Genomic DNA, 19,294 nt, shown 5'->3' on the forward strand with positions numbered 1-19,294 from the left:
TATTTAATATTTATCACCTCTCATAAAATATTATTCATTAGATTCTTTATATTTTTTAGTTAATTCATCTTTAGATTCTATATTTAATAACTTCAATGCAAAATTAAGTAATTCATAATCTTCTATTATTTCACCACTGCAATAATTACAAGTATTTTCTGTGTAATTAACACAATCATAACACCATATTGGACAATTATGATTCTTCTTTTCTTTATCGTCATACATATTAATTTTTAATTTGCACTGTTCTTTTTTAAATCCATCATCGTTTGCACATTCTTCACTACACCATTTTTTACCACAATCACAACCTATAAAATCACCACAATCACAAAATATTTCTCCACATGCTGTACAGTTATAAAAATCTACACTCATATTCTTATCTCCTTGTTATATTATTTTACAGATACCCACTTTTTAACTAAAATTTCTTTTAATTCAACTTCTTCACATTCTATAATATCATCCTCATACTCGAAAGGACTTTCATCTTGCATCTCAGTAGCTCCTTCAGAGTAATATGTTCTATAAAACTTCCCTTTATATTCAAATATCATTTCATGAGATATACTCCATCTAGATGTATCTATTACTGAATTGCATACTGAATGTTCGATTTGTTCTTTCAAAAATTCTTTTTTAAATTCCATATTAATCCTCCTATTAAAACTAACTTTTTAATGTGTTATTTATTCTGTTTAGAATATATTTCATTTAAATCACAAAGCATACTTAGAACCCTAGAAGAAGCATAAATTTCTTTTCCCAAACATATTTTTGTTTCTTCATTTATTCGAATATTATTATTTATTCTATTTAAACTTTGTATAAATTTAATTTCTGAATCTTCCATAACTTCTAATTCCTTTTTAAACTCCATATTATTTTTTCTCCTTTTTAATTTTATCAATAATGTCTTTTATTTCGTCTATTATTTTAGGAATCATACTAATTGAAACAAGCAAACATGAAAGAAATATAGTTGCCATTAATATAGCAATAAATATTATTATTAATAATTCAAATACTATCATCTACAGCCTTCTTTCATAAGTAAATATATTATCATATCTTTAGATAAATTTTCTTCTGAATATGCAATTGCCTTGTCAAGTATATTCATAGTTCTATGTGGATTTATTAATGGATGATATTCATCAAATAAAACCTGTGAAAAAATATCTGAATAACCAATTTCTTTCATTTTATTTATAAACAATTTATTGTAATATTTATAAACACCTAATTTTTTGATAATATTCCATTCCAATTCATTGTTTATTTTAGGAAACTTGTCTTGGATATCTTGTTTTAATTCTTCAAAAGTTAATTCTCTAAAAAGTATTATTTCTTTAGCACCTATACTACATTCTGCTCCTGGACGTATTGATGAAAAAGATTGTTTCATCCCATACTTATATTTATCCTCTCTTCTAACTAAGGCTTTTACTTTGAAAAATCTATTACTTAAATCTAAATTATAACATCTGAAAACATCTTTTAAATCTAAACACAAATGGAATCCATAATCATATATATTTATATTTCCTCTATGTATTTCTTTGACACTATAAGTTTTATTTAGTTCATACTGAAAGTTTCTACATTTCATATCTCTATCTGTACCCTTATATCCTTCAACCCAAATCCATTCTTCACTATTTTTTTTCATTTCTGAGTCTATTTTTATTTTTTCCATTTCTAATAGCTTTCTTTCCATTTCTTTATCATATTGCATATTGTCCATATCGAAGTTTGGTTGTTTGGGAGGAGGAGAAGGAGGTTCTTCTTCTGTTATTTTTACATTTCTACCATATTTTTTATTAAAGATATCCAACATAATACCTCTCCTTTATCTTCTTTTATATTTTTTCCACGCTTTAAATCTAATTTCAGATTTAAAACTTATAATATCATATTTTAATATTTTTCTTCTCCTCTGCTGCTCTTTAAGAAATTTAGTAGTAAATTCTTCTTTGGTCATAACAATCACCCTCTAAATATATTTTTTTATTTCTAGCAAATAATTAAGTATAATTTTTTCTGGAAATGTCTTTAATGTTATTATATCTATTGATTGTATAATTATAAAAACAGCAGAAAAGATTATAATAAGTAACCCAGCAGTTGCATATACAGGGAAATCATCTTCATCATATTTCCAATCTATATAAATTAATAAAGCACCAACAATTATTCCAATTACACATATAATTATCCAAAATATACTTATATCTACCTCATAATTAATATATTTAGTAGTTAATGTTTGTAAATATGGAATTACATTAGTATTAGACCAGTCTATAGTCATCCCAACTTTATCACTTAAATTATCTAAAATTTTTATAATTTGGTCACTAAATTCTATTTAACTCACCTCCAAAGAGGGAATAATCCCTCTCAAATTAATTGCATTTACTCCACCCACAATCAGGACAAGTCATGCATCCTTCCATCATTTGAATTTCTAACCCACATTCAGGGCATTTTGGCTTAAATTCTTTAGATTCTTCTACTTTTTCTCCTTGTTTTTCTTTAAGAAAATCTTTTATGGCATTTAAAATAGCTATTCCACAATGATTACCTTTATCCAATACACTACCTTTTGCTCTACTTGAAGCAAAACTAGGGCAAGTGTTAACACCTTCTAAAGCTTTTTCTATATTGTCTAAAGTCCCTCCAAGTCTAAGTATTCCACTCATTGCTATTGTTGTAGACTCAAGAAGTTTTTCACATCCACCTGAACCAGCCTTTTTTACATACAGCTCTTGTATACTTTTCTCTTTTTCAGAATAAGATATAAATAAAACTAATTTCCCACAACCAATATGTAACTTTCTTTTATATAAAACAGAATCACCAGATATAGGCTTCCAATCTCCTCTTTTAAGTTCTTGTGTACGATTAATATTATCAGTTGTAAGAACTCCCTCACGCTTACATCCAGTTCGATATATTGTTAATCCTTTCAATCCATTAATCCATGCCAATGAATATAATTCTTTGACCTGTTCAATCGTCACTTCATTAGGTAAATTTACAGTAGATGAGATACTTGCATCTATATGTTTTTGGAAAGATGACTGCATTAAGATACGTTCTCTTGGAGTTAACATTTCTGCTGTTACAAAATAATCAGGAAGGGCTTTTTCATTTTCAATGTTATTTTCTTTCATATATTTTTTAACTATAGGTGTGTAAACTTTATAATATTTTTCTTTATCATGTAAACTTTCAGTTTTTCTAGTATAAGAAAAAGCGAAAATTGGTTCTATTCCTCCAGATATTCCTAGCATAGTCGATATACTTCCAGTTGGAGCTATTGTTAAAAGTTGTGAATTTCTAAGACCATACCTTTCTATTAATTCTAGTGTTTCATGAGATGCATTTTCTTGAATAAATTCTGATTTTAAAATACATTCTTTATATTTTGGATATGTACCATATTTTTTTGATAATAAGGCTGATTGTTTTAGTGTTTCATCTGCTAAACATTTACCTATCACATTACATAACTCAATAGCCATTTCTGAACCATATCTTACATTCATTTTTATAAGCATATCAGCTATTCCCATAACTCCAATGCCTATTTGTCTGTAGTCTCTAACTGTATCTCTTTGGATTTTCAATGGATGCAAAGGTAAGCCTTCATCTAAAACATCATTCATTGCTTTTACTACTATTTTTATATCTTTTCTAAAATCATTATAATTAAAAGTTTTATCTTCTTTAACATATTCGCTTAAGTTAAATGAGCCTAAAAGACAACTACCACCTGCTGGAAGCGGCTCTTCAGCGCAGGGATTTACACCTGCATATTCAAATCCATCATCCTCACTCAATAAATTATAATTATTTATTTTGTCCCAAAATAAAATTCCTGGTTCTGCATAATTCCAATTATTTTCACATAGTTTATTAAATAGTTCTTTAGCATTTATTTCTTTAACTATAATTTCACCAGTCTCTTCTCTTGTAAAAGAACAATTATACATTGGATTTGAATCTATCCCTGTAGCTTTTTGCATAAATTCATCTGTGATTCTTACAGATATATTAGCTTTAGTAATTTTGTTTAAATCTGTTTTAATATCTATAAATTCTTCGATGTCTGGATGGTTAACATCAAGAGATATCATTAATGCTGCTCTACGACCACTTTGACCTATTGTTTCAGCAACCAAAGAATATGTATCCATAAAGGAGACTGCACCTGTTGTAGATTTAGCTGAGTTATTAACTTTTGCTCCTCTGGGTCTTAACTTAGATATATCAATTCCTACCCCTCCTCCATAACTAAATGTTCTTGCAGTATCACTACATGTTTGGTATATATCTTCAATAGAATCATCAGTTGCCAAAACATAGCAGTTTGAATAGGTTATTTTTCTTTCATCTTTTTGCAATCCTCTATTGGCTAATATTCTACCTCCAAATAAAAACTTTTTTTCTTGTATTAATCTTTTCACTTCTTTATCTCCATTAGACACTCTATTGAGCCATTCATCAAAAGTTTCATTATTATTCCTATATTTATTATTCCATATTGCATTTTGCATTTCATTCATTTCCCAACCTATCATTAAATCACTCCTTTGTATTTTATTTAGTTTATAAAAATTTTATAAATTTAATTAAGTTTAATATAAGTATAACACTCAACTAGATAAAATTCAATACTAGATTTTAAAAATTTTCATTTTAAAATCTAGTATTATCTCTATTGTTTCTGCTGCTGAATTGCAAATTGTTCTAAATATATATCTTTCAATGTTCTTCTTGTACTTGTATTATTAATAATACTCAAGCCATTGCTTGTTTGTCTCATAACCCTACTCCAAATAGGATTTCCTTTATCTAGGTCAATATATTTAATACATTGCATTCTTTTCTTCCAATTAGAACGTCTCCATAAATATAAATTATGTGCAAGACCCAAGTACGCATAAAACATGAAATTCTCACATACTAATGAAATCTCTTTAGACATTATTCTTCCTTCATAGGTCATCATTTCAGGATATATTTTGACTAATTCTTCAAAAAACTCTTTTAAGAATTTAAAACATTCGTCTTCCATAGTTTTATCTTCGATGTCACTGAAAGTATTTTTAAAGGCTGTTACAAGTGTATTTAATGTAACAATATTCATCATATCATTTTTAGCAATAGATGTTTTAACCATGTCTATTTTATCCTTTAATGCACCTTTTTCATTCAATTTTATCATAATGCGATTTACTGCATCTTGTTTATTAAAAGATTCAATTCGTGACTTAGAAAGTGATTCATGTAAATTTAATTGCCAAAAATGCTCCATTGCAGTATCCATATCATGACAGGTTATTAAAACAGGGAATTTAAGTGTTTTTAATATATTTATCATCTTTTTACCTTCTTCTCCACCTATGACTGAAGCGTCCTGATATATATTGTGCATGGATTTTGTTCTGTGTTGCCCATCTTGCATGCACATTAACCCTTGTATTATAGTCAATTGAGAAGTGTCTCCATTGTACATTACATTTCCTTCTTTTCCATGTTCGTCCAAAATATTTATTGTTAATTGGTCTGGGAAGTACTTCTCTTGTAATATTTTCTTTTGTATATCTTTAACTCTTGTTTTATTAAAAACTGCTTTATATTTGAAGGTACCATCTGCTTGTTTCTTAGGTAATACACCTCTCTGAGTCGCTGGATAGTATATTATTTTTTGTTCATCCCACAATTTTGCTATTTCGTATGCAGAAATATTTATTGTCCACATATTCTTATATAAATGGTCAACCTTTTGGAATATGTAATTTTCAGTAAGTTTATGTTGCTTAGAATCGTATATATTATCAAATGTTATAGCCAATATACTCTCTCCTTATTTATATTTTATTCTATTCTTATTATATACCATTTTAAAAAAAATAAAAACCTTGTTTACAAAAGTTGTGTGCTTTTATTTAGTTTATAATTGGCTCTAACATCCTTGTTTTATACATACTTTTAAGTTTTATAATCCTATTAAAATAGTGATTTTAATTACTTTTTTTCTTCTTAGATTCTTCCTCTGTCTTTTTCTTATTTTTTAAATTTTTTGCTTCCTCTTCTATTAATTCAATCATAGTATCAATAAAAATTTTTATAAATATTTTTTTATAATTTTTAAATTCTTTATCAGTCAAATCTAACTCTTGTTCATCTACGATATTTTGAAATCTATCATTCGCAAATTTTTCTAAATACTTTTTTGAATATGTTATAGTAAAACATGCTTTGAATGATTTAGCATATTCCTTAGTCCAATTTTCTAAATTATTTAAATCTATTCTCAACCCCATGATTACACCTCACTATTTTCAATTTTATTCAGTTTATATTTGACTTCTTTTAATAAATCTGGCAACCATGTATTTCTACATAGATTTTCTTTCTTTTTAATAGCTCTGTTTATAGTAATTATATTCCCTAGTAAATAAACTCTTTCTTTTGCTCTAGTGACAGCTACATATAATAAATTTGAATTTAACATAAAACTATGTGATTTCGGAGCGAGTACTATAACTTGTTTTCCTTGAGAACCTTGTATTTTATGTATTGTTATACAATAACCTAATTCTAATTGATTCAATTCTTCTTTACTGTATATTATTTTTTTATCTCCAAAATCAACAATTAATTCATTATAATCCACATCTATTATTATTCCCGTATTGCCATTATATACATGCTCTTCCATCATATCAATATTTAATGCTTTATAATTATTAACTATTTGAATTACTTTGTCTCCTTTAAAAAATTTATCTTTACCTCTCATTAAAAAATGATTATTCTTATCTTTTTGTATATAATATTGTATGCATGAATTAATCATTTTTGTTCCATAATCACCTTTATTTTGACATGTTAAAATCAAAATATCATTTATTGAATATCCATCAGTAAGTAATTTTTTATATATCTTTAATACTTGTTGTTTTATTTTTATTTGATAGGTTTCCATATATACAAAATCTTTATTGATTCCAAATATTTTATTTCCAATAAAATCAGATGGCAAAAACTGTTCACTATTCCTAATTTCTGTAGCTGCCTGCATCAATCCCCCTTCATTATATCTAAAGATTTTATTAAGTTTAGCTGTAGGAATTAATCCACTAGATAACAAATCTTGAGCAATATTACCACAACCAACTGAGGATAATTGGTCACTATCAAATACTAATAATAATTTTGTTCTTTTTATATCTATTGCATCTAATAAGTTTTTCATTAAGTAAATATCTGTCATAGAAAATTCATCTACTATTACAATTTCTGTTTTAAGTTTATTTTCTTCATTGAATCCCCATGAAGGATTATTATTAGGATTATAATTTAGTTGTCTATGTATTGTACCTGCTTCTCTTTTGCAATAATCAGCTAATACTTCTGATGATTTTCCTGTAGGAGTACATAATAAAAATCTCTTCCCATGTTCTTCTAACATAGTTATAATATTCTTTATTGATTGACTTTTACCACTTCCAGCAGGAGCAGTTAATATACTTATATTATAATTGCATACATTACTTAAAGATTCCATTTGTTCATCAGTCAAAGTAATTCCATCCAATTGTCTATAGGCTTCTGGATTTATGTTCCAAAACTTATTATTTTCTAAACCTTGAAATATAGTATCACAAATATATTTTTCTGTTTCATATGCTATTTTACTAGAAACAAATTTATTTTTATAGTCTACATGTATAAGATTGTTATTTTCCTTTATTATCTCTACAAATTTATTTATACATTCAGGAGATAATTTAAAACACTCATTTCTTAATTTTTGTATTTCCATTTTTGTATTTCCACTTAATTCATTTTGAGATAATATATAATCAATGCAAGCTAACATTCTCTGTTTAGAAGTTTTTAAATCTCCTCTAAAAGTTATAATTTCATCATTGGGGTTATCTTTATTTAAACTTTCTAGCTGCAACAATATAGTATCAGATGTCTTGAATCCTATTTTTGAAATACCACAAAGACATTTATATGGATTTTCAGATAAATTTTTTCTGACTATTTCAATAGAAGTATATTTATCATATAGTTTCCTTATTGTAGAAATTGAAATATATCCTTTAAATAGATTAACTAAATCTATTAGTACAAAGTTTTCTATAACTTTTTCTTTGATTCTTTCAAAAGTAATTTCCTTTATGCCTTTAGTTAAATTTAAATCTATGTCTTTTAAATCATTCCTAATAATTTTATCTATTATATCTGGATAAGCTTCTAATAGTGTATCTGCTTGATTTCTTGTAATTACTTCATATAGAAAAGTTTTAGAACTATTTATATCATTGGGTTTGTCACTCCTAATATTTTTCACTTTGTATTGTATTCCAAAAGTCTTATTTATTTCTGTACTAGCTTGAACAGTATATGTTACATTTGGTAAGAGATTAGGTATATCACCAACCAAGACAACTTCATTATTTCTATTTGTTGATAGCTTGAATTTTTCTAAATCAACATCTACTACATATATTTTAAAACTATCTGAATTAAATCTTTGTTTTATTAGTTTACATTTAAATTCAATTAATTTATCACTCACTAAAACACCTCCCAAGAAGTAATAACATAGTTAAATTCATTTGTTTCTACCCATTTGCCTTTATCAATTTCTTGTTTTTTTATTTCTTTATCATAGTGATATATTTCTATCAAATCACCTTCTTTAAAAGGTGTTTCACTAAATGTTATATAGTCTTTTAATTTCCATTTTTTATTTTGTCCAGTTTTTATATTATATAATTCTGGATAATATGTTATTGACTTCTTGTTTTTATATGTTTTAATAAAAATCACATAATATAAATCACTTTTTAGATTACTTAAAATAGTATTTGGATATCCTAAATATTCTATTTCCATTGATATTTTTTCTTTAATATTTATATCTTTATCTTCTATATCTTTAGTCATTTCTTCAACTATTTTTATTATATTTAAATCTTTATATAATTTTTTTGTTTCTTTTCCTGCATATTTTTTTACTAAAGATTCTTTTAACCCAAGCTTTTTAAATTCTTTTTCATTTTTATTTATCTGCTTTCTATCATAAAGATTATCATATATTTTAGTCATTTGTATTAGTTTATTTGTTTTTCCAAATTCATTAAAATAATCTAATATAATTAATTTCTGGACTTTACCACGATTTACTTTTGTCTTACTTAGAATATCTCTATATAGTTCTAAAAAGTTATCATATTTCTTATTTTTACTGAGTTTATATAGCTCTTCTGCATCATTTCTTCCTATTCCTTTTATAGCATGTAGGGCGGGATGAATACATTTATTTTCTTTGTCTGCTGTAAATTTTCTATTGTCCAATCCAAATTTAAATTGACCTTCCTTAATTCCAAAAGCTTTTCCCATTTCTAATTTAAATGCTGATACTTTATCTTTTTTACCTTTTAACGAATAATGCTCTAATCTTACTTCATAAAATTCATATGGATAATACGCTTTAGTATAAGCATCTCTAAGACTGTCACAAGCCATACAATACGCATGAGATGCATTAAACCCGTACTTAGCTGCATTATTTATTATCTCCCATACTTTTTTACTATTTTCTAATGCTTCCTTCTCTGGGATATCTTCTGTTTCTAATATTCGTTTTGTAAATCCATTTAAAAATACCCATTCATAAGATTTTATTAATTTCTTATCTTTCTTACTAATAGCTTTTATTAATCCATAACATTCATCCATAGGTATTCCACTAAAAGATAATGCTGCCATTAATTGTTCTTGGTATATTAAAAATGAATCTTTCATTGTTTCTGTTTGTACTATGTCATCAAATGCCTTTATTCCATAACTAAATCTTTGTCTGTTACTAAAAGTTTTGTACATTGATTTAAAGGATGGTCTTATTGCTGCTATAAAGTTTGCTAATTCTCCGTCATTAGTTGGCTTATATTTCATAACTTTAGTTGTAGTTCCTTTTCTCTCACACTGGTTAACTCCCAAAGTATATCCATTTATATATATATCCCAAACCTTCTTATCATTATTACATTTTTGAATTAATTGTCTGACTGTCATTTCTTTAATACCTATTCTTTCTGCTGTTAATCTATGTAATAAACAAACATCAACTTTTAATAAATCATTTTTTAGATATTTAAATTTATCAGCCATTTTCCCATCAATTAAAGCAACTATATATTCCTTCTTTGTTGATTCAGATTTACATTTTATTAAACCTATTTCTCTTCTTATATTTCCACTATATATTAAATATCCACATGGAGCTTTTTTAGAATCCATTATAATTCCTCTATATTTTTTACTTTCATCAAATAATTGATGATATTTTTCATCTATATAATCATAAACATCAACTGTATCTTTTTCTTCATCATCAGCATTATTATAATCGAATTCATATTGTTCTAATTGCTTTGATATTTTATTTGCTGTATCAAAATCTATCTTATCTTCATTTGCTCCTGCATACATTTTCCAAGAAGACCTATCTTTTAAAGTTCCATAAGCTATCATTGGGTAACTATGTCCATGACCTAATAATTCAGTTTGAGATTCTTCAAATACTTCAGGATTGCCTAAATTAAGGTCTATATCAGGTAAGCTTTGAGTTTTTAATATTCTAGTAGTACTCATAAATCTTTCAGGATATAAATGAACTGGGGCAATAAATCTATCCACATCAGAAAATCCCAATAATGTATTTGTAAAATAACTTACACTAGACCCCCTACCACTTTTAGTTATTATTCCCCCTTTCTCAACTGCATTTTTTACTAAATAATAATTTATTATAAAGTAATCTGCCATTTTTGTATCTATAACAGTTTTTACTTCTTGCTTTATTCCTTCTTTATATTTCTCTATTTCTTCTTTGCTCAGATTATTTTCCTTTTTATATATATTCCAATTATCTTTTATTATTTTTTTATATATATTATTTTTTTCTTTTTGTGTTTTGTCTTTAAACAAAGAAGGCAATTTAATATCTTTATTTAGATAAATATCTTCAAATTCTAAAAACACATTTGTATTATTTATAGCATTTAATATTTGTAAATTACTTAATATACCTTGTTTTTTAAATCTATTAAATGCTTCCTCAGTTGAAGGATAATCCATATACCATCCATCTTCATCTGGGTAATGAATTCCTTTATATTCTAATATATAATCTCTCTCTTCTTTTTCATTAGTATATATATAATGACTGTCACATCCCATTATCATTTTTATATTAAATTTATTTGCTATTTTTAAAATACTCTGATTTAATTTTTTTTGAGAGGAGGTGTTATGATATTGGACTTCTAACATGAAATTATCTTTAAAATATTCATGTAATTCTTTTATTATTTTTACAGTTTCATTTAACTCATATCCCCAAAATCCAATACACGCAGTTGTAATAAATACATCTTCAGGAGGCAATTTGAATAATAATTCTAAATCAACTCTAGGTTTATAATAATATCCTGTTTCATTTGCTTCTGATAATATTTCATTTATCCACTGTCTTCCATTTTCATTTTTAGCAAATATGCAAATATGATTATTTTTTTTATCTTTTTCATGTCTATTTTTAACCCAATAAGCTTCTGCTCCAAATATAAATTTTAAATCATTAGGAATGTCTTTTTCATGATTTTCTCTCTTTTCTTTTAATTGTTTATTTATATCCTCAACTAAACTATATACCTCCCAATAATTTCCCTGAAATCCATGTTCACAGCTACTTACAATCGTATGATTTAACTCTAATGCTCTATTTACATAATCTTTATTAATTGCTCCTGAATCTGGGGTAGACCTATTTGAATAGCTTGTATGTTTGTGGTAATTTTGAAATGGCAATTTACTTAGAAATGAATCTAAATCCAAAGGTAAACTTGTTATTTCTTTCATATTACCTCCTTTATAAATTTTATTTATTTTATAAATTATTTAACCAATCCATGCTATCATCTTCTTTTATTTCTATTTCTTTTTTAAACATATTTAAATCATCTAAATATTCTTTATATGGCATATGTTCATTTTTAGAATATCCCATTAGATTTGAAAAATAAAATTCATTACTTTTATCTATTTCTGTCCAAAATAAATTGTCATCTTTAGTTTCTTTATATTCTTCAGTTTTCTTATTTATTTCATCTAATGTAAATATTATATCTTGCTTCAAATCATCTATTACTTCTTGGCTTAGGGGTATGTCAACATAACAATCTGATAATTTAAATTTATTTTTAACATTATCAGGCATACTATCTAAATTATTATTTTCTATTGAAGTAATTATCATATCTTCTACTTCTAATTCATCAAAACTCATTTTTTTTAACCATTTCCTTAAAGTTGGTTCTATCCCCTTTACCCATTCAGTTCTTAAACAATTTTTATTTTTAGATTTATGTTGTTTAGTTTCCTTATCTATGCTTAATAGGGTTTGAGTAACTGTACAATATTTTAAAAAATTCCATTTAATTTTAATTTTGTCTATAGGAACGCCTTTTTGAATTAAACTTTCAGCATATAAAACTAATTGCCCTCTTTCTTTTTCTATCTTCTTACCTGTATATATTGTAGATGTTTTCCAGTCTACAATATTATATATTCCATTTTCATCTTTATATATAAAATCTATATATCCTTGAAATATGTACTTTCCAACCTCAATAATCACAAATTGTTCTAGTTTTGACTTATAAGTTATTTGGTTATGTTGTTTGAAAAATAACCTTATATTGTCTTCATATTTCTTAGCAATTCTAGTATTAAATTCTTCATCACTACGATTATATTTTAATCCACTTAAATTCATTTCAAATAACTTTTCTTCATATTTAGCTATCATATCTTCATACTTTATTTTTCCATTATATAAATCTTCAATTATAGAATGACAATAACCTCCACTAACCCCATATATATTTTGTCTTGTTTCTTTTTTATTTAAAATATATTTCAATAAATATGAATATGAATCAGTCTTATATAAATTGTATCTACTCCAGCTATATATGTTCTTTACTTGATATTTTTCTTTTATTTTATTTAAATATTTTTCACTTTTTCTGCTCAAATTTTTCCTCCTTCCATTTTAAATATTCTTTATGTTCCTTCTCATCATATTTAACTTTTCTATTCCATAAAAAATTATATATTTTATTGTGTTTATCGGCAGGACTTTCTTTAGAATCTAATAATCCAAAGTCATCATATACATAATAAACATTTCTAATCCTATAAAATTTCTCACAAAGCCCTCTTACAAAATTTAATTCTATATCCTTGTCCATCTGTATTATTATATCTACATTTAAACTTATAAGTATCTTTGCCTGTTCTTCTGATATTTCATGGCAACATAAAGATACCCCTGTTTTATCTAATTTACTATGTCTTTTCAATGTAGATTTCTCACTTTCAAATACATTCACATATCCTGCATCTTGTATTGATTTATAATTTTCATTAAGTCCATATAAGTTCATACTTTTAAGAAAAGATTTTAATGGAAAGTATTTTGGTATTTCTAGTATGTTAAAATTAGTATTTAATGTTCTTCCCATTAAGCCTAAGTAATCATTTTCATTACCACACCAATATTTGTGTGGGATTACTACTCTATTTGTTTTAATGCTATATCCTATACCAAATTCATTTTGAGTAGATGGTAAAATTCCTTCTCTTACCCAATCAATATAAGGAATTTTTATATACTCACTACAAATATCTTCATTGTATATTTCAATATCATAAAGATTACAGATACTTCTTTTTTTTACTTTCTTGAAAACTCTTAATAAATCTACTTTAGGTGTTTCTCTTTTTTTTACATTATTAAAAGATATATTTAATATCTCATGCACCCTTTTAATGGAATTGAAAAAGTTTATGTTTTCTATCTCCATTACTAGTGTAAAGATATCCCCCTTAAACTCTACATTAGAATAATAGCACTTTACTGATAATGTATCTTTTTTAATTCTTGTCGCAGTAGAGTTTTCACAAAATGGAGTTGAAAATCTAAATTCATTTGTGCTTTCTTTAATTTTATAACAATTTATACTTTCTAAGATTTTTGTTATTAGTTTATTTTTTATTATATATTGTTTTAGCTCACAAACATCTATAATTATCCCTCTCCTATCTTTTAGAAGTCTACAGGAACAATACATATTCCAATTTCTTTATATGTATTTCTTGACAAATCATGCTCTGAAACTATTTGATATTCATTACTAGCTCCTTCTCTATTTTTTACTATAAATAATATTTGATAATGTTTGTCAGGATTCAATTTAACTGGTATTTTGCTTTTTCCACTTTTCCCTCCCATTTTGTATACTTTTAATTCTCTTTTCCCTCCTTCAAATTCATCTTCAAACACCCCTCTAACCATTATACAAGTTGCTGCTACATCTATTATATTTTTAGCCATACCTGTATTATCTTGAGTATAATATCTTTGCTTACTACTATTTTTAGATAATTGAAATGTTATTGTTATACTTACGTTTAAAGATTCTGATTTTATCACATCATGTATTTTGACCATATTCTGTTGCATATTCATCCAAACTTGTTCATTACTAGCATTTGAATCTTGTTTATAAGTGTCTAATATGAAGTATTTAACTCCCATATGAGCATACTTCTTAATGCATTTTATTGCTTTATCAGTAGAATATCTTTGAAATGGCTTTAATATAAACATTTTTTTATGGTCTTTTATCCATTTGCCACACTTATTCTTTAAAAAATCCTTAAATTCAGGACTATATTTCCCATTTCTTAATTTATATTTTTGAATATCTTTCTTATATATATTATTAGCAACCCAAATCAATAGCTCTCTTTGCCATTTTTCTTTTCCTTCTTCATTTATCATTATTACTATCTTTTCATTTGTTGCTTCTATAGATGGTAATAATAAATTTCTTGCCAATGCAGTTTTACCTACTCCTGATATTCCTCCTATAAGAGTTATATTACCTAATAAACTACCTCCAGTTTCTTCTGTAAGAATTGGAGAATTATAATACTCTAATCCTACTGCCAAACCTTCATCTAATTTATCAATTAATTCATCTATTCCATCAGCTATATCATAAGTTTTATCTTCGCCTTCAACATTAATAAATACGTGATTTAATACTGCTTCATATTCATTATAAATATCCTCAACTGACATATCTATGAATTCTTTTAATCTTTTACTGATAGGAAAATTATTTTTAGATAAATTCATTAATGTGTTCCATTTGTTTAATTCAGAAACATATCCATCTATATTATCAACTTCTATATATCCTTTTGCTAATTCTATAGATGTGAAAGCTCCATATTCAATATATTTCTCTCTTAGTTTAGGGTGTTTTTCTAGATATAAACTAACTGTCATTTCATCAAGTACTTTCTTTTGCTCTGTAACTATAATATCTTTCCCTATAGTAAAATATACTTTCCACTCATTATGTGAAAACATATCCAAAGTTAAATTATCATACATAAAATATAAATCTGGATGTTTCCATAGTGCTGAAACAATATTAGACTCACAAATTAATTTATATTCTCTAATTTGTTTTAGAGCATTTAATTCTTCTTTATTATTATCAGCTTTTGCCATATCTCACCTACCATAAATTATCTAATTTTTTATTTTTTAAATCCTTAGTTTTTCTTTTATATATTGCTTTCTCTATATCTGTATCTATATAAATATTCTTACTTTTTTCTTCAGATAATTTCTTCCTATTAATCATATCTACTGTGTCATTTATTTTATTTTCAATTATAAACATCACATAATTTATTTTATGATTTTCATTATTAAATTCTTTAGATTTCAAACCCATTAATATATCTAACTTACAAAGTTTAAAAGTCATCAAAATAGTGCTATAGTCATATTCTCCTAATGCTTTGACTTTCTTATTTGCCATAAACTTACCATCTTTTAAGCCTTTTAATCTTAAAACTATATTTTTTGATAAAGACTTTGTTTTTTCATATTGTAATATTTCACATCTTACATATTCATATAATTCATTCCATTGTTCTTTTTCTTTTTTTGTCAAAATATCAACTCCTATAAAAATAGGGAGAATATCCTCCCTATTTAGTTTTATAACGATTTTATATATTCTACTATTTTTCTCATTTTCTCTAAGTCAGAGCATTTCAGGGGATTATCCACTCCTAAATCTTTTGAAAAGGAAACTACTTTTGATTGATTAGATTTGTCTAATGTTTTCATATTTGTTTTTAATTCATTTAATAACTCATCCAATTCTTCTAATTCTGATTGAATTTTATTTTCATCTTTATGTATATCCTTTTTAAAGTCTATAATTTCTGTTTTTAACCCTGATTTGCCTTCTATAACTTTTTTCCAATTCTCATAAGAAGGATTTTCTATTATTGCTCCTTTTTTATATGTTTGAGTTCTATCCTTACATACTTCTGCCTTATATATTTCTTCATTGGTTTTAGCATCTTTTTCAGTAAAAAATCTAAGTACAACATCAAAGTCATATTCTATACCTTTTGCACAATCAGGAGCATATCCTGTTATTATGTAATTTTCACCTTTTTTTTCTTTCAATTCTTTTTGTTGAGCTATTGTAATTACATTTATCCCTTGCGAAGCTAATTTTATTTTTGCTGCTTGTATTCTTTTGTTAATTAATTTAATTTTCCCCCACTCTCTAGGTGAAAGAGAGCTATCTTCAACTGATTGACCTTTTTGTCTTGCTCTCCTTTCAGCTACGTTTAAAGCTGAATGTTGCATATTTTCATAAACTTTAGTAACACTATCTAAAACAAAAGTTCCTATTTCATCAATCAATTCATCCTCTATTTCATCGAATGCTTCTTCTATTTCATCAGCAGAGGTTGTATTTAATATATATTTTAAATTAGAGCAAGAATTTTTATAATAACTCATACCATCTTCTGTATCTATAGCACATATAGTTCCATTGTTAAAAGACAATGCAAATAAAGTCTTACCTGTACCAGTACCTCCAAATACTAAAATTTTTATACCTGATTTTGTTTCAGCAGCTTTTTTAAACAATCCCATTCTATCAATCTCCTTTTTTAATATTTTTATATTTTATTTAGTTTAAATCATCTAACCAATCCATATCTTCATCCTCTTCATCAATATTATCTAAAGCTACATTTAAAGCTTCTTCATCTGTTAGTTCTTTATCTTCTAATTCGTTTTCAGTGTCTTCTATATCACAGTTCTTCAATATTAATGGTATATTTACATCCTCTAAAGTGTATATATCTATTATCTTATCTATAACTGGAAGTCTAGTTTCTTCTCCTCTAAACACTATATGAGGAGACTTTATTATCATTTGTTCTGGTACTCCATTTGTTCCATTTGCTTTAGCCATTTTCCCTATTATTTCTTCCTTATCTAAAAATCCTAATTCAATCATTTCTTTTATATCTTCTGGTATATCATCTTCTGTAATTTCTACAGTAGATATATTTCCTTTAGTAAAATATCCATCAACTGTTAATTGGGTTATATTTTTAGAGGATTTAACTTTAAATTGTTTCAACATTTGTTTTGCCTTATTTTCATCTTCCCCTATTAAAAAATTGAATGTTTTTATTAATGGTAAATTAATACCTTTAGATACTCTCCCATTAATTTTTTTAGTAATTAATTTATCTTCATATTTTTGAACATTATCTATTATCATAGCAGTTATAGGAATACTTCGAGCATCTTTATCTAATTTTCCTATTGCTAAATTATCCAATAATATACTTTGAGTAAATGTAGCTTTAAAATCCTTTGAATCTTCTACTTTTGATAATACTATACTTGTTATATTTTTCTTTACTTGCACTGTATCTTTATATGTATTATACTGTAGAGTTCCTTTTATATTTACTATCATCTCATCTTTAAGAACATCATTCATATAAGCAATTGCATCATATTCAGTTAAGAATTTTTTATAATCTGTTTTACCTTGCATATCTTTTTCAAGTCCCACAGTTTTAAAACACATATCTCCAATTTCATTTAATACTTCTTTATCATTTCTATCTTCCCATGCGATTGTATATCTATTTTCAAAATCATCTTGTTTTTTACCATTATTATCTTTTTTCCCATGTACATATATTACATTGTCTCTATCTGTTCCATATCCGCCCATCATTTCACAATATATAATTCCAAATTCTCCACAATCAACACCTAAATTTAAGCGATTATAAACCCAATCTGAATTTTCTTTTGAACTTTCTATATCTAAATTAAATGTAAAATCATTAATCTTTATTTTTCCTATTAAATTAAATTCTGCCTTTCCTTTTTTTAATGGTGTTAACTCATTTTTTTTCGCCATATATATTCTCCTTTTTATTTTTGTATTTTATTTAGTTGTTATCATACTCAATTTTTCCATATACTTATAATAACATGTTCTATTTATTATTTCAATACTTATTTTTAATTTTATTTATTTTAATTAAAAATCCTACATAATAGAATACTTCAAATATTATTAGTATTGCAATTGACCTGATATTTTGAATTATTCTATGATAAGCTGTTTTGCATATGGAAGTTTTTCTATCCACTTACAAAACATGTCTTGCCATTCTTCTTTTAAATGATGCGACTTTCTTTGATGATACATATTTCTTAATTCTGCATAATTTGTATTTAATGTTCTTTTTTGTAAATAACCTTCTGGCAATATTCTTTTAGCTCTTACAAGTTCTGTTCCATCTCCATTACCTTCAAAATGTGTTTTTGCTAAATTATTTATTTTCTTTATTAATAATTCTATGAATTCCTTATCTCTTTCATCAAAGATAAAGTTACTTAATGTGAGTTCTTTATTTTTGTCAAACAATTTATGCATCGTTGAACAACTATTTTTTGTTCCAAATTTATATGTATCTGCCTCACTCCACCAGTATCTAGGCATTGTTATATCGACCCACACTTGTATTTGTCTCAGAAACTTAGCATGTTCTGAACCTGCCATTATCAACTGTCTTGCTAAATTCATGTCTTTTTTCCCAATATGAAAATTTTCATATCTCATATTATCATTACATATATAATTTAAAAAATAGGTGCTATCACTTATATTCCAGCTGTTCATAGGATTTCTCATACCTTTTATTGAAGAGTAAAATCCACTTACACATGTGTTTTCAAATTTCATTTTTTTATTCAATT

Annotated in this window: 19 protein-coding genes; all 19 read right to left on the reverse strand. The window is 25.7% G+C overall.

What is annotated here, in order from left to right; genetic code table 11:
* Window positions 1–30: 30 nt before the first annotated feature.
* The 19 genes from KGF41_RS13940 to KGF41_RS14025 all read right to left on the reverse strand — a co-directional run bounded on the left by KGF41_RS13940 (window position 31) and on the right by KGF41_RS14025 (window position 19,292).
* Window positions 31–381 carry a hypothetical protein gene (locus tag KGF41_RS13940; RefSeq protein ID WP_227856777.1) on the reverse strand — a complete coding sequence of 117 codons (351 nt, stop codon included), beginning with the start codon at window positions 379–381 and terminating at the stop codon, window positions 31–33.
* A gap of 20 nt (window positions 382–401) precedes the next feature.
* Window positions 402–656, reverse strand: coding sequence for a hypothetical protein (locus KGF41_RS13945; protein WP_227856778.1), 255 nt, complete (start codon window positions 654–656; stop codon window positions 402–404).
* A gap of 35 nt (window positions 657–691) precedes the next feature.
* Window positions 692–886, reverse strand: a complete 195-nt coding sequence (locus KGF41_RS13950; protein WP_227856779.1) for a hypothetical protein — start codon at window positions 884–886, stop codon at window positions 692–694.
* Between the two features lies 1 nt (window position 887).
* Window positions 888–1,040 carry a hypothetical protein gene (locus KGF41_RS13955; RefSeq protein WP_227856780.1) on the reverse strand — a complete coding sequence of 51 codons (153 nt, stop codon included), beginning with the start codon at window positions 1,038–1,040 and terminating at the stop codon, window positions 888–890.
* On the reverse strand, window positions 1,037–1,846 hold the full coding sequence (locus KGF41_RS13960) for a hypothetical protein (protein WP_227856781.1): 810 nt from the start codon (window positions 1,844–1,846) through the stop codon (window positions 1,037–1,039). The genes KGF41_RS13955 and KGF41_RS13960 overlap by 4 nt, the downstream gene beginning before the upstream one ends.
* Before the next feature lie 12 nt (window positions 1,847–1,858).
* Window positions 1,859–1,990: a hypothetical protein gene (locus KGF41_RS20925; RefSeq protein ID WP_255611432.1), complete on the reverse strand. Its 132-nt coding sequence runs from the start codon at window positions 1,988–1,990 to the stop codon at window positions 1,859–1,861.
* 12 nt (window positions 1,991–2,002) lie between these two features.
* The gene (locus KGF41_RS13965; RefSeq protein ID WP_227856782.1) at window positions 2,003–2,320 is read right to left on the reverse strand and encodes a hypothetical protein; all 318 of its coding nucleotides are present in this window, start codon (window positions 2,318–2,320) and stop codon (window positions 2,003–2,005) included.
* A gap of 94 nt (window positions 2,321–2,414) precedes the next feature.
* Window positions 2,415–4,595 carry an adenosylcobalamin-dependent ribonucleoside-diphosphate reductase gene (locus KGF41_RS13970; protein WP_227856783.1) on the reverse strand — a complete coding sequence of 727 codons (2,181 nt, stop codon included), beginning with the start codon at window positions 4,593–4,595 and terminating at the stop codon, window positions 2,415–2,417.
* Window positions 4,596–4,732: 137 nt separating this feature from the next.
* Window positions 4,733–5,872, reverse strand: a complete 1,140-nt coding sequence (locus KGF41_RS13975) for a DNA sulfur modification protein DndB (RefSeq protein WP_227856784.1) — start codon at window positions 5,870–5,872, stop codon at window positions 4,733–4,735.
* Between the two features lie 169 nt (window positions 5,873–6,041).
* On the reverse strand, window positions 6,042–6,344 hold the full coding sequence (locus tag KGF41_RS13980) for a hypothetical protein (protein WP_227856785.1): 303 nt from the start codon (window positions 6,342–6,344) through the stop codon (window positions 6,042–6,044).
* Window positions 6,345–6,346: 2 nt separating this feature from the next.
* Window positions 6,347–8,614 carry an AAA family ATPase gene (locus KGF41_RS13985; RefSeq protein ID WP_227856786.1) on the reverse strand — a complete coding sequence of 756 codons (2,268 nt, stop codon included), beginning with the start codon at window positions 8,612–8,614 and terminating at the stop codon, window positions 6,347–6,349.
* Window positions 8,614–11,964, reverse strand: coding sequence for a PHP domain-containing protein (locus tag KGF41_RS13990; RefSeq protein ID WP_227856787.1), 3,351 nt, complete (start codon window positions 11,962–11,964; stop codon window positions 8,614–8,616). The genes KGF41_RS13985 and KGF41_RS13990 overlap by 1 nt, the downstream gene beginning before the upstream one ends.
* A 28-nt stretch (window positions 11,965–11,992) precedes the next feature.
* Window positions 11,993–13,141, reverse strand: a complete 1,149-nt coding sequence (locus tag KGF41_RS13995; RefSeq protein WP_227856788.1) for a PD-(D/E)XK nuclease family protein — start codon at window positions 13,139–13,141, stop codon at window positions 11,993–11,995.
* Window positions 13,125–14,240: a DNA primase gene (locus KGF41_RS14000; protein ID WP_227856789.1), complete on the reverse strand. Its 1,116-nt coding sequence runs from the start codon at window positions 14,238–14,240 to the stop codon at window positions 13,125–13,127. The genes KGF41_RS13995 and KGF41_RS14000 overlap by 17 nt, the downstream gene beginning before the upstream one ends.
* A complete protein-coding gene (locus KGF41_RS14005; protein ID WP_227856790.1) occupies window positions 14,216–15,694 on the reverse strand; it encodes a DnaB-like helicase C-terminal domain-containing protein in 1,479 nt (492 codons plus the stop codon). Before KGF41_RS14005 ends, KGF41_RS14000 begins: the two co-directional genes overlap by 25 nt.
* A gap of 7 nt (window positions 15,695–15,701) precedes the next feature.
* Complete coding sequence (locus KGF41_RS14010) at window positions 15,702–16,145, reverse strand: hypothetical protein (protein ID WP_227856791.1); 444 nt, start codon at window positions 16,143–16,145, stop codon at window positions 15,702–15,704.
* Window positions 16,146–16,192: 47 nt separating this feature from the next.
* Window positions 16,193–17,152, reverse strand: a complete 960-nt coding sequence (locus KGF41_RS14015) for an AAA family ATPase (protein ID WP_227856792.1) — start codon at window positions 17,150–17,152, stop codon at window positions 16,193–16,195.
* Between the two features lie 37 nt (window positions 17,153–17,189).
* Complete coding sequence (locus tag KGF41_RS14020; protein ID WP_227856793.1) at window positions 17,190–18,449, reverse strand: hypothetical protein; 1,260 nt, start codon at window positions 18,447–18,449, stop codon at window positions 17,190–17,192.
* A gap of 189 nt (window positions 18,450–18,638) precedes the next feature.
* Window positions 18,639–19,292: a hypothetical protein gene (locus tag KGF41_RS14025; RefSeq protein WP_227856794.1), complete on the reverse strand. Its 654-nt coding sequence runs from the start codon at window positions 19,290–19,292 to the stop codon at window positions 18,639–18,641.
* Window positions 19,293–19,294: the final 2 nt, after the last annotated feature.

The sequence above is a fragment of the Clostridioides sp. ZZV14-6150 genome, assembly GCF_020657875.1.
Taxonomy (GTDB): domain Bacteria; phylum Bacillota; class Clostridia; order Peptostreptococcales; family Peptostreptococcaceae; genus Clostridioides.

Excerpts from the sequence above, each read along its gene's own strand:
- KGF41_RS13940 (WP_227856777.1), bottom strand. The coding sequence starts at position 381 with ATGAGTGTAGATTTTTATAACTGTACAGCATGTGGAGAAATATTTTGT.
- KGF41_RS13945 (WP_227856778.1), bottom strand. The coding sequence starts at position 656 with ATGGAATTTAAAAAAGAATTTTTGAAAGAACAAATCGAACATTCAGTA.
- KGF41_RS13950 (WP_227856779.1), bottom strand. The coding sequence starts at position 886 with ATGGAGTTTAAAAAGGAATTAGAAGTTATGGAAGATTCAGAAATTAAA.
- KGF41_RS13955 (WP_227856780.1), bottom strand. The coding sequence starts at position 1,040 with ATGATAGTATTTGAATTATTAATAATAATATTTATTGCTATATTAATG.
- KGF41_RS13960 (WP_227856781.1), bottom strand. The coding sequence starts at position 1,846 with ATGTTGGATATCTTTAATAAAAAATATGGTAGAAATGTAAAAATAACA.
- KGF41_RS20925 (WP_255611432.1), bottom strand. The coding sequence starts at position 1,990 with ATGACCAAAGAAGAATTTACTACTAAATTTCTTAAAGAGCAGCAGAGG.
- KGF41_RS13965 (WP_227856782.1), bottom strand. The coding sequence starts at position 2,320 with ATGACTATAGACTGGTCTAATACTAATGTAATTCCATATTTACAAACA.
- KGF41_RS13970 (WP_227856783.1), bottom strand. The coding sequence starts at position 4,595 with ATGATAGGTTGGGAAATGAATGAAATGCAAAATGCAATATGGAATAAT.
- KGF41_RS13980 (WP_227856785.1), bottom strand. The coding sequence starts at position 6,344 with ATGGGGTTGAGAATAGATTTAAATAATTTAGAAAATTGGACTAAGGAA.
- KGF41_RS13990 (WP_227856787.1), bottom strand. The coding sequence starts at position 11,964 with ATGAAAGAAATAACAAGTTTACCTTTGGATTTAGATTCATTTCTAAGT.
- KGF41_RS14000 (WP_227856789.1), bottom strand. The coding sequence starts at position 14,240 with ATGTATTGTTCCTGTAGACTTCTAAAAGATAGGAGAGGGATAATTATA.
- KGF41_RS14005 (WP_227856790.1), bottom strand. The coding sequence starts at position 15,694 with ATGGCAAAAGCTGATAATAATAAAGAAGAATTAAATGCTCTAAAACAA.
- KGF41_RS14015 (WP_227856792.1), bottom strand. The coding sequence starts at position 17,152 with ATGGGATTGTTTAAAAAAGCTGCTGAAACAAAATCAGGTATAAAAATT.
- KGF41_RS14020 (WP_227856793.1), bottom strand. The coding sequence starts at position 18,449 with ATGGCGAAAAAAAATGAGTTAACACCATTAAAAAAAGGAAAGGCAGAA.